The organism is Blautia sp. BIOML-A1, assembly GCF_009883055.1.
Lineage (GTDB): Bacteria > Bacillota > Clostridia > Lachnospirales > Lachnospiraceae > Blautia_A.
In genome coordinates, this window is the sequence record NZ_WWVR01000024.1 from 1 (window position 1) to 11,941 (window position 11,941).

The following is an 11,941-nucleotide window of genomic DNA, read 5'->3' on the forward strand; positions in this document are numbered from 1 at the left end:
GCTTACATCCGCCAAGATGCAACTCAATCATACCTTGAGGTTCTTTTTTATTCAATTGGCGCTTTTAATGAATTACAAGAATGCTCCTTAAAAAGTATTTGTATGGATGATAATTCTATTTTATCTTATGGCCAGGAAAATCTGTGTTTTTTATTTAACAGAGATCATATAAGACTGATCAAAAATTTCATCTGGTTTCAGTTCATTGACGTTTGGTTTCTGAGATAATTCTTTATCGTATCCTGTATTATCGCAGCGGCCCATCCATGGTTCCAGGCATACGAACGGAGCACCAGCAGCGGACCAGATGCCGAAGTTGGGGAATCCATCACAGCTGATCTCTACATAAGGAGTTCCATCCGGAAGGGCAATCCCGGCTTTTGTAATCTGACCGTTGTCAAAGACCAGAGCATCGTGGTCAAACATGTGCTCATCGATCGGGTAGGAGTTATTTTCAAGATGAAGAGTATAGGTTGTGTCAGGAATGACAGTGCCGTATTCTGGATTGAGCAGGTGGTAGCTCAGTTCTTTTGATCCATTAAAGGTGAGGTGATACTGGCTTTGTACGGTATCAGGGAGGACCGGTACGTTAAAGGCTGGATGCGCACCGATTGTGAAGTACATGGTTTCCTGAGATTTGTTTACAACTTTCCAGGAGACGGTCAGATTACGTTCGTTAAGTGTATGCGTGATGTAGAGCTGGAAGATATATGGCCAGTGTTTGAGAGTTTCTTCGGTGGATTCCAGCAGATGTGTAACGGATGTATCGGTCTTGTCCGTGCAGATAAATTCCATATCGCGGGCAAATCCGTGCTGACCGGAAGTATAAGATCTGCCATTGATCAGACAGTGGTCTTCATAATAGCGTCCGACATTCGGAAAGAGAACCGGAGCATGGCGTTTCCAGTAGGCAGGATCGGCATTCCAGAGTACCTGGCGGTCGTTTGTCTTATCGTAGATTTCTGACAGTTCAGCACCGTGATCGGCGATTTTGATACGAAGCTGGTCGTTTTCAAGTGTGTGTATCATAGAAAAACCTCCATAATAAATATTTGATTCAGGGTAACTGTGAGGGTACTGGACAGTTACAGTTTGAAGTAAGTATAGCAGAAATTATGCAGGATAACGACAGAAAAAGAAAAAATTTTCCGGATATTTTTCCGGAAAAAAACAGTATTTAATTTTGCTGCAAAATGTGATATAGTTACTTGCATAGTACCGGTCTGGTGCTGATGATGGGGAGGGGGAAATGGTGATGCAGACCGATTTACATAAGAAAAATGAACTGGATTACTTCTTTGTAGAGGAATCTTACGGTGGAAATCAGGATTTGTTTCCGGAAATTGCGATGAGAGATGGGGGATGTGGTGCAGTGGCAGCTTGCGAGAGCTGTATTTATTTTGCCCGCAGAGCAGGTAAGCATAAACTGTATCCGCATAAACTTACGGAGATTGCATGGGAAGAATATCATGATTTTGCATATATTATGAAGCATTATCTCTGTCCAAGACCGAACGGGATCGATACCCTGGAATTATTTATGGAAGGTTTTGGAGAATATCTGAAGGATGTAAACGAAGAAACGCTCGAAATGGAGGCTTTTCACGGTACCCACAGTTATGAGGAGGCAAAGGATGCCGTCCGAAGACAGATCGACAGTGACAGTCCGATTCCATATTTGCTGCTGAAGCATCAGAACAAAAACGGTCATCTGGAGGATTACATATGGCACTGGTTTATCCTTGCCGGTTACAGAGAAACAGAGGAGGATCTGCTGGTAAAAGCAGTTTCCTACGGGGAATATAAATGGTTTTCACTGAAAGAACTCTGGGATACCGGATATGACAAAAAAGGCGGAATGATTTTGTATCATATACAGTAACGGACAGGGAGGATGCGGCTGGCATGCTCCTTTGTTTTTCAGGAGGTATATTTTGGAAGCAAGAGAAATATTGACTCGGTTTAAACGAAATGAGATTACACTGGAGGAAGCGGAACATTATTTTCGAAAAGAACCCTTTGAGAAAATGGATGATTATGCAAAACTGGATTCGCACAGGGAAATTCGTTCCGGTTTTCCGGAAGTAATTTTCTGCAGCGGCAAGGCGGACGAACATTTTGTCCGTATCTTTCAGAAGCTGTATGAGCAGAACGGAGAGGTTCTGGGAACCAGGGCCTCCAGACACCAGTATGAGCTGGTGAAGGAGCTTCTTCCGGGCGTAGAGTATGATGAGGTGTCACATATCATCAAAATAGAAAAAAAAGAAAAGAAACATACAGGAAAGATTGCAGTCTGTACAGCTGGCACAGCTGACATTCCTGTTGCAGAAGAAGCGGCGCAGACAGCAGAATATTTTGGTGCACATGTAGATCGTATTTTTGACGTTGGAGTCAGTGGGATCCACAGACTTTTTTCCAGCCTGGATGTGATCCAGGAGGCAAACTGTGTGGTTGCAGTGGCAGGAATGGAAGGGGCGCTTGCAAGCGTTCTCGGCGGGCTGGTGGATAAACCGGTGATCGCAGTGCCGACTTCTGTAGGATACGGTGCGAGCATGCATGGACTTTCTGCACTTCTGACGATGATCAATTCCTGCGCAAACGGGATTGCGGTGGTGAACATTGACAATGGATATGGCGCAGGATACATTGCAACACAGATCAACCGTCTTGCAGTCAGAGAAACAGAGGAAGAATAGGAGTTATTATGGGAAAAACTTTATACCTGGAATGTTATTCGGGAATCAGCGGTGATATGACTGTTGCAGCACTTCTGGATCTTGGTGCAGACCAGAAGCATCTTGAGGAGGCTCTTTCCGGTCTTTTGGTTCAGGGATTTCGGATAGAAATTTCAAGAGTTATAAAATCAGGACTGAATGCCTGCGATTTTTCTGTGATCCTGGATCAGGATAACCACGATCATGATATGGAATATCTTCATGGACAAAAGAACATGGAGGAATCTCATGAACATCAGGGCCATGGACATATGCATAAGCATGACCATGAGCATCGAGGAATGAAAGAAATCCGGGAAATCATCCAGAGATCTTCCATCACAGAAAGGGCAAAGCAGACAGCACTCAGGATTTTTGAAATCCTGGCAGAAGCAGAGGCAAAGGCACACGGTGTTTCTGTGGAGAAGGTACATTTTCATGAAGTCGGAGCGATCGATTCCATCGTAGACATAGTGTCGATCGCGGTATGTCTGGATGATCTGGATATTACAGAAGTTATCGTACCGATGCTCTGTGACGGAACCGGATTTATCCGCTGTCAGCATGGCCAGATTCCGGTGCCGGTGCCCGCTGTGGTAAATGTGGCACAGATGCATCACCTTAAGCTCAAGATCACAGATATCGAGGGAGAAATGGTAACGCCGACGGGAGCGGCAGTCGTGGCGGCGATCAGGACTTCAGAAAAATTGCCGGAGAGTTTTGAAATCTTGGCGACGGGACTTGGAGCAGGTAAACGCCAGTATCGCTGCCCGGGAATTCTAAGAGCAATGCTGATCTGCCAGACGGAAACAGAAACACAGGAGTCAGATCGTATCTGGCGTCTGGAAACGGATATTGACGACTGCAGCGGAGAGGCTATGGGACATGTAATGCAGACACTTCTTGAAAACGGTGCGAGAGAGGTACACTATACACCGGTTTTTATGAAGAAAAACAGGCCGGCATATGAACTGGTGGTTCTCTGTAAGAAAGAAAAAATCTCCAGGATGGAAGAGATTATTTTTACAGAAACGACGACGATCGGTATCAGACGGAATGAACTGGACAGGACAATTCTGAGGCGCAGCGAGGAAGAGATTCAGACTCCTGTAGGAAAAGCGCAGGTGAAGATCTGTACGCTTCCGAATGGAACGAAACGGTGCTATCCGGAATATGAAAGTGCAGCCGCTCTTGCAAAAGAGGCGGGATTAAGCTTTCGAGAAGCATATGACAGGATATTAGACTGCTGGAAGACAGAAAGGTGAGACAATAATGAAGACAGGACTGGTTTTGGAAGGCGGAGCAATGCGTGGTATTTATACCGCAGGTGTGCTGGATGTATTTATGGAGCAGGGATTACATTTTGATGGAGTTATCGGAGTGTCAGCAGGGGCACTTCACGGATGTTCTTTTGTGTCAGGGCAGAAAGGCAGAAGTATCCGCTACTTTAAGAAATACAGAAATGACAGACATTTCATGAGTATGTGGAATCTTGTTCATACAGGAGAAATAGTAGGAGAAAAGTTATGCTATCATGACATCCCGGAAAGACTGGATCCATATGATTATGAGACATTTCTGAAGTCGGATACAGAGTTTTATGCGACCTGTTCTAATGTAGAAACAGGAAAAGCAGAATATATAAAAGTGACAGATATGATGAATCAGATCGATGTTCTGCGTGCATCTGCATCTATGCCGTATGTGTCAAAGATTGTAGAATATCAGGGAATGAAACTGTTAGATGGCGGATGTACAGACAGTATTCCGGTAGAACAGTTCAGAAAGATGGGATATGAGAGAAATGTAGTGATTCTCACACAGCACAGAGATTATATAAAAAAGCCTCAGAATCCCAGGATGGCAGAGTTGAGATACCATAAATATCCGGAGTTCGCCAGGGCGCTGAAAGAACGACACCTTGTATATAATAAGTCACTGAAAGAGATCCACCGTCTGGAGGAAGCTGGAGAGGTTTTTGTGATCCAGCCATCAGAAAAACTGAATATCAGTCGTATGGAAACAGATCTCGATGTGATCCAGAGTGTATATGAGCAGGGTATGATGGAGGCGAGAGTCAGAATGAAGGCACTGAAGGAATGGATGGCTGAGGGGAAAGAAGAATAAATGTCAGAACAACATAATATGAAGGTCATAGCAAGGATCCATAATGATTTTCCGACCAAGTTTGGGATACCACATCAGAGTAACCGTCTGAGTGCACTGAAGGCGACCATTGTGTTTGAACCGGAATACCGGGTGGCGGAAGCATTTCGGGGTCTGGAAGATTACAGTTATATCTGGCTTATCTGGCAGTTTTCGGAAGCAGTGAGAGAAAACTGGTCTCCGACAGTAAGGCCGCCGAGGCTTGGGGGAAATACGCGAATGGGAGTATTTGCGACCAGATCTCCGTTTCGTCCGAATCATCTGGGACTGTCATCCGTCTGTCTTGAAAAGATAGAATATCATCCAGAGTTTGGACCGGTACTGCATATTTCGGGAGCAGATCTAATGAACGGAACACCAATTTATGACATCAAACCATATCTTCCGTATGTGGACAGTCATCCAAAGGCAAAAGGAGGATTTACCGATCATATTGAAGAACATATTCTGAAGGTGGAATTTCCAGAAGCTCTGCTGGAGAAGATACCAAAGCCACAGCGGGAGGCACTGCTGGAAGTGCTTGCGAATGATCCTCGTCCAAGATATCAGAAGAATCCAGAGAGGGTTTACGGGATTGCCTATGGTCAGAAGGATATTCGTTTTCAGGTAAAAGACGATATCCTTTTTGTCTGTGATGTGACAGAACAAAAAATCCTTTGACAGACGAAGCAATATATGATACCATACACTTACAGAGGTTAGAATAAGCTAACTAAAAATAGGGCGGACATACTGTGCCGCTTTATTTTAGAAATCGAAGTTAGATAAGAATAACAAATAAGAGGTGAGAATATGAGTATTGTAATTGTTGGTGGAAATGAAAGAATGGTATGTCAGTATGAAGATATCTGTAAAGGGTTCGGATGTAAGGCAAAAGTTTTTGCCAAGGAAAAAGGTGCCATGAAGAAGAAAATAGGTGCACCGGATCTTCTGATCCTGTTTACCAGCACGGTATCTCATAAGATGGTAAACTGTGCGGTTGAAGAAGCAAAAAGAAAATCGATTCCGGTATGTCGGTGCCATACCAGCAGTGCATCTGCTCTTGAAAATATTCTCCGTGAGTACTGCGCATAATAGTTTTTTCAAGATTTTTCGCCAAAATACTTGCAAAACCTTCTGCTTTTCAATACAATATAAGCGGATTTGCAACAAATACTGACAGTGCGGGAACTGTCACGAGGAACACAGAAGGGTGATAAGTATTATGAAAAAAGTTGTAAAATTTGGAGGAAGTTCCCTTGCGAACGCAGAGCAGTTCAAAAAAGTTGGGGATATTATTAAAAGTGAGGAGAGCAGACGCTATGTGGTACCGTCTGCACCGGGTAAGAGATATTCCGGAGATACAAAGGTGACAGACCTTTTGTATGCATGTTATGACAAGGCAGCAGCAGGTGCTGATTTTACAGGAATCCTCAACGAGATCAAAGAACGTTTTTATGAGATCATCAAGGGTCTGAAGCTGGATTTTTCTCTGGAGGAAGAATTCCGTCAGATCGAAGCAGATTTCAAGGCACAGGCAGGTACAGAATACGCTGCATCCCGAGGAGAGTTTCTTAATGGTAAAGTTATGGCGGCATATCTTGGATATGAGTTCGTAGATGCGGCAACCGTCATCCGTTTCGACAAAAACGGAAATTTTGATGCAGATAAGACAGACAGACTCCTTTCAAAACGTCTTCAGAAATGCGAGAAGGCAGTTATTCCGGGATTCTATGGTGGAATGGAGGATGGAACGGTCAAAACATTTTCCAGAGGGGGATCTGATGTTACAGGCTCTCTGGTAGCCAAGGCAATTCATGCAGACCTCTATGAGAACTGGACAGATGTTTCCGGTTTTCTGGTAACAGATCCGAGGATTGTTGAGAATCCGGCGGTTATTGAGACAATTACCTACCGTGAGCTGAGAGAACTTTCCTATATGGGCGCGACGGTTCTTCACGAGGATGCAATCTTCCCGGTACGTAAAGAGGGAATTCCGATCAACATCCGAAACACCAACCGTCCGGATGATAAGGGAACCTTTATCGTAGAGAGTACATGCCGTAAACCAAAATATGTAATCACAGGTATTGCAGGCAAGAAAGGATTCTGTTCTATCAATATTGAGAAATCCATGATGAACAGTGAAGTTGGTTTCGGAAGAAAGGTACTTCAGGTATTTGAAGATCAGGGAATCAGCTTTGAGCATGTACCGTCAGGTATTGATACTATGACAATCTATGTTCATCAGGATGAGTTTGAAGAAAAAGAGCAGCAGGTAATTGCCGGAATCCACAGAGCGGTACAGCCTGACTTTGTAGAGATGGAATCAGATCTTGCTCTGATCGCAGTTGTAGGCCGCGGCATGAAATCACAGAGAGGAACTGCAGCACGTGTGTTTGCAGCACTGGCACATGCACATGTGAATGTCAAGATGATCGATCAGGGTTCCAGTGAGTTGAACATCATTATCGGTGTGGAGAACAGAGATTTTGAGACTGCATTAAAAGCAATTTATGACATTTTTGTTCTGACACAGATCTAAAGCTAAATAAAAAGATCCGGGAAGCCGGGTCTTTTTGAGGTTGAGTTCAGAGGAGAATGAAGAAATGATTGAAAGACAGATTAAATTAAATGAGACAGAAGACGTACAGGAGTTTGTAAAAGAAGCTGCAAAATGCAGTTTTGATATTGATATTTCCTATAACAGAATTATCATCGATGCCAAATCTCTTCTCGGGATTCTGAGCATGGATCTTACACGGGAACTGACGGTCAGATGTTATGGGGAAAGCCAGAGATTTAATGCGGTCATGGATAAATTTGCAATTGCATGATCCTGTTATAAATCCAGGCGGGAATGGGCACATATTCAGAAAAGGGATATGTGCCTTTTTATATAAATGGAGATATAAAATGGAAAAACCGATAATTCGTATTTCAGTCCGAAATCTGGTGGAATTTATTTTAAGAAGCGGAGATCTGACCAGTGGCGGCACAACGGCGGCCGACAAGGAAGCAATGCTGAAAGGAAGTCGTTTGCACAGAAAAATCCAGAAACAGATGGGAAGTACCTATCAGGCAGAGGTTCCGCTAAAAAAAGAAAGTGAATATGAAGATCTGATCCTGTATGTAGAGGGAAGAGCGGATGGTATTTTTTCTGAGGGAGAAACGATCTGTATTGATGAGATAAAAGGTATTTACAGAAGTCTGGACAGTCTGGAAAAACCGGTGGAAGTGCATCGGGCACAGGCACTTTGTTATGGCTGGATCTATATGGAGATGCATGAGCTGGAGAGTATCGATATTCAGATGACCTACGGGCAGCTTGACACAGAAGAAATACGAAGATTTCGAGAAACACTTACCAGAGAGGAGCTTGAGAACTGGTACCAGGAACTTACTGATTCGTACCATAAATGGATATCCTATCAGCTGGCATGGAGAAAACAGAGAAATGAGTCCATGAAAAATCTGGAATTTCCGTTTTCATACCGTAAAGGTCAGAAAGAAATGGTAGCAGGAATCTATCATGCGATAGCAGAAGAAGAACAGATCTTTATTCAGGCTCCGACAGGAATCGGCAAGACGATGTCTGCAATCTTTCCGGCAGTCCGTTCTATGGAAAACGGAAAAGGAGAAACGCTTTTTTATCTGACGGCAAGAACGATCACGAGGACGGTGGCAGAAGATGCATTTGCAATTCTTCGGAAGAATGGCCTGCATTTCAAATCGATCACGATCACGGCAAAAGAAAAGCTGTGTTTTTGTGATGAGATGGACTGTGATCCACAGAAATGTCCTTACGCAAAAGGACACTATGACAGAGTAAATGATGCCGTATATGAACTGTGGACAGAAACAGAGAATTTTGACAGGGAGACGATTCTTGGACAGGCAGAAAAATATAGAGTCTGTCCATTTGAGATGACGCTGGATCTTGCCATCTGGATGGATGGAATCGTCTGCGATTATAATTATGTATTTGATCCAAATGTTTACCTAAAACGATTTTTTGGAGAAAACATAAAAGGAAACTATATTTTTCTGATCGACGAGGCCCATAATCTGGTAGAACGTGGAAGAGAAATGTACAGTGCAGCCATATCTAAAAAGGAAATGGAAGATGTTCGTAAATTTGTCCGTCCATACAGCAGCAGACTGTATCGTATGCTGGGAAAAGCAATCAGGCAGATGGATGCTGTGCAGAAGGAATGCAGCTTAACAGGAAAAGTTCTGGAAAATGCAGGAACGCTGCCAATCACTCTTTTGGGTATTCAGGGAGAGATGGACAAATTGCTGGAAGAACCACCGTCACAGGAGTTCAGAGATGGGATTCTGGATTTTTATTTTGTAGTGCGTGATTTTTTGAATATCTCGGAACTGACAGATGAAAATTATGTGACGTATGTTTTGAATGGCGAAGACGGAAAGTTTCGGATGAAACTGTTTTGTGTAAATCCGGCAGCCAATCTGCAGAAATGTCTGGATCGTGGCATCAGTACGGTGTTTTTTTCGGCAACACTTCTGCCCCTTCCATATTATAGAAAAATGCTGAGTACGAGAAATGAAAATTTTGGAATGTATGTAAATTCTCCCTTTGAGGAGAAAAAAAGATGTCTTCTTCTTTGTCGTGATGTCAGCAGTAAATATACAAGAAGAGGATATGAGGAATATCACAGGATCGCAGAGTATATTGCAAGAATGTCCTGGCAGAAAAAGGGAAATTATATGATCTTTTTTCCTTCCTATAAACTGCTGGAGGATGTTTTTAAAGTATATCAGGAAGAATTTTCTGCTGACTGGGTAGATTGTATCTGTCAGCAGGCCTCTATGAATGAACGGGAGCGTGAAGAATTTTTACAGGAATTCCAGGCACAGGGAGAGAAAACACTTCTGGGATTCTGTGTGATGGGAGGAATTTTTTCGGAAGGAATTGATCTGATCGGAGACCGGCTGATCGGCGTGGCGGTTATTGGTACAGGAATTCCGCAGATTGGTTTTGAAAGAGAAGTCCTGAAGGATTATTATGACCAGAAGGGAGAATCTGGCTTTGATTATGCATATCGCTATCCGGGAATGAATAAGGTGCTTCAGGCGGCTGGACGGGTGATCCGTACCAGAGAGGATACAGGTGTGATCCTGCTTATGGATGAACGCTTTTGGAATCGGGAATACAGGGCTCTTTTTCCGAAAGAATGGTCGTCAGTGAAAACCTGTACGATCGGAACGATAGAAAAATCTCTTCATGAATTCTGGAAGCAGACAGCAATAGAGGATGAAAATAAATCTGTCTGAGAAAAACAAATATCCGGCATATCGTGTTCGGCAGGAATGCTTGACATATACAGGATTTCGGTTATACTATGAACAATCAGTCTGCAAAAAACAGGTTATTATAAGTGGGAATAACCTTATTCATAAAAGGAGAAGATAATGAAATCTGAACGCAGCTATAAAAAAATAACAGCTCTGGCACTTGGCCTGTGTCTGACGATTTCCAGTGTGACTGTAAGTACAGCAGCAGCTTCGGACAGTCTTTTGTCCGTTACGGAAGAAGCACAGATCAGACCCATCCAGGATAGATCAGGCAAATATCTCATGAAAAGTGACGGATTTTACTGTCTGAAAGAAGATGGCGGTAAGGATGCGGCGGCAGCCGTACACTATTTTGATGAAATGAAAATCGATGGAACAGTGCTGGATGGATTTTATTATCATGATGAAAGTGGCTGTTATCGGGCAGAAAGTCCTCACATTGTAAAGATCAGCAATCTTACCTGCATGAAACCTGATGAAAATGGAGACACAGTCGAACAGAGTTTTGACGGATATTATATGGTGAATAATCTTGGAAAGCTGACGGCAGCCCCTCAGGTGAGATATATAGATAATCTTACAATGGATGGAATCACATTTAACGGATACTACTATTTTGATGAAAATGGACGAATGGTGACAGAGACCGGAATGCATGAACTGGAAATGTCATCCAATGGACAGATGTTTTCCGGAACATATTATTTTGGCGGTACGAATGGTGTGCTTGTACAGGAGGCCGGAACCACACCGGATGGATTTCCGGTAGATGAGACCGGTAAGGTACAGGAATTAGAAAATCTTGGAATAGAAAATCTGAAGCCTCAGCTGGAATCCGTAATTGCAGGGTACGATGGCAGCTGGAGTGTTTATGTCCAGGATCTGGAAACAGGAGAGGAAATTATCCTGAATGATACGCCAATGTATTCGGCAAGTCTTATCAAGGCATTTGTGATGGCAAAGACGTTTGAGGATATGGAACTTGTTCTTGAAAATGAAGCGAAGCAGATGAAAACGGATGCAGAGAATGCGGCAGTACAGATAAAGGTGGATGATCTTCTGACGAATATGATCACTGTCAGCGACAATGAATCCTGCAATGAACTTGGCAGACTGCAGTCAGAGAAACATGATTTTCTGGATGGGGCACGAAAGGTAAATGAATATCTGGAAAAAGAAGGATATATGGAGACAAGTTATCAGAGCACTCTTCATCCATCGGCTTCTCCAAAGCTTAGTCTGGGTGAAAGAAATATGACCTCCGTAAAGGACTGTGGACTTTTGCTGGAACGGATTTACAGAGGGGAATGTGTCAGCGAAGAAGCATCTGAGCAGATGCTGGAACTTCTGAAGAAACAGGAGAATACAACAAAGATCCCGGCAGGAATAAAGGATGAAGTAGAGACGGCAAATAAGACCGGAGAAACTGACGAGGATCAGCATGATATTGCAATTGTATATGGAGCTAAAACTACATATGTCCTGTGTGTGATGTCAGAGGGCTGGAAAAACAGTGATGATGCTGTCGAAAATATCCGGAATATTTCCAGCATGGTCTATAATTATCTTAATCTCTGAATATGTTGCTGTGAACGGAGTGAACAGTAATTTTACCTGAATATAGCCTGATAGATACATACCTGCCTGCGTTGCTTTTTGGCAGGAAATCATGTATAATATCGAAATGTAATAATCTGGAATAGATTTTGACTAAGTTGCTGTGAACAGAGTGAACAGTAACGATTTCATCAGACACAGTATAA

11 protein-coding genes are annotated in these 11,941 nt (G+C 43.1%); 10 read left to right on the forward strand and 1 reads right to left on the reverse strand.

The annotated features are described in order from the left end of the window. Positions 1-150: 150 nt before the first annotated feature. The gene (locus GT674_RS11190; protein WP_161285767.1) at positions 151-1,029 is read right to left on the reverse strand and encodes an aldose 1-epimerase family protein; all 879 of its coding nucleotides are present in this window, start codon (positions 1,027-1,029) and stop codon (positions 151-153) included. A gap of 226 nt (positions 1,030-1,255) precedes the next feature. Between GT674_RS11190 and GT674_RS11195 the strand changes: the two genes are divergently transcribed. From GT674_RS11195 to GT674_RS11240, 10 genes are all read left to right on the forward strand, one after another. Continuing rightward, on the forward strand, positions 1,256-1,882 hold the full coding sequence (locus GT674_RS11195; RefSeq protein ID WP_161285768.1) for a hypothetical protein: 627 nt from the start codon (positions 1,256-1,258) through the stop codon (positions 1,880-1,882). A gap of 52 nt (positions 1,883-1,934) precedes the next feature. Continuing rightward, complete coding sequence (larB, locus tag GT674_RS11200) at positions 1,935-2,696, forward strand: nickel pincer cofactor biosynthesis protein LarB (RefSeq protein WP_161285769.1); 762 nt, start codon at positions 1,935-1,937, stop codon at positions 2,694-2,696. A gap of 8 nt (positions 2,697-2,704) precedes the next feature. Continuing rightward, entirely contained in the window at positions 2,705-3,979 is a 1,275-nt protein-coding gene (larC, locus tag GT674_RS11205; protein WP_161285770.1) for a nickel pincer cofactor biosynthesis protein LarC, read from the forward strand. Between the two features lie 7 nt (positions 3,980-3,986). Further along, positions 3,987-4,841 (forward strand): patatin-like phospholipase family protein, encoded by an 855-nt coding sequence (locus GT674_RS11210; RefSeq protein ID WP_161285771.1) that lies wholly within the window; start codon positions 3,987-3,989, stop codon positions 4,839-4,841. Then, positions 4,842-5,540, forward strand: coding sequence for a tRNA (N6-threonylcarbamoyladenosine(37)-N6)-methyltransferase TrmO (gene tsaA, locus GT674_RS11215; protein ID WP_161285772.1), 699 nt, complete (start codon positions 4,842-4,844; stop codon positions 5,538-5,540). Between the two features lie 132 nt (positions 5,541-5,672). Continuing rightward, positions 5,673-5,954 carry a DUF2325 domain-containing protein gene (locus tag GT674_RS11220; RefSeq protein WP_161285773.1) on the forward strand — a complete coding sequence of 94 codons (282 nt, stop codon included), beginning with the start codon at positions 5,673-5,675 and terminating at the stop codon, positions 5,952-5,954. A 130-nt stretch (positions 5,955-6,084) separates the two neighbouring features. Further along, positions 6,085-7,404 carry an aspartate kinase gene (locus tag GT674_RS11225; protein ID WP_161285774.1) on the forward strand — a complete coding sequence of 440 codons (1,320 nt, stop codon included), beginning with the start codon at positions 6,085-6,087 and terminating at the stop codon, positions 7,402-7,404. Between the two features lie 64 nt (positions 7,405-7,468). Beyond that, a complete protein-coding gene (locus GT674_RS11230) occupies positions 7,469-7,696 on the forward strand; it encodes an HPr family phosphocarrier protein (protein ID WP_161285775.1) in 228 nt (75 codons plus the stop codon). A 79-nt stretch (positions 7,697-7,775) separates the two neighbouring features. Then, the gene (locus GT674_RS11235) at positions 7,776-10,157 is read left to right on the forward strand and encodes an ATP-dependent DNA helicase (protein WP_161285776.1); all 2,382 of its coding nucleotides are present in this window, start codon (positions 7,776-7,778) and stop codon (positions 10,155-10,157) included. A gap of 138 nt (positions 10,158-10,295) precedes the next feature. Then, positions 10,296-11,756: a serine hydrolase gene (locus GT674_RS11240; protein ID WP_161285777.1), complete on the forward strand. Its 1,461-nt coding sequence runs from the start codon at positions 10,296-10,298 to the stop codon at positions 11,754-11,756. The last annotated feature ends 185 nt before the right edge of the window (positions 11,757-11,941 follow it).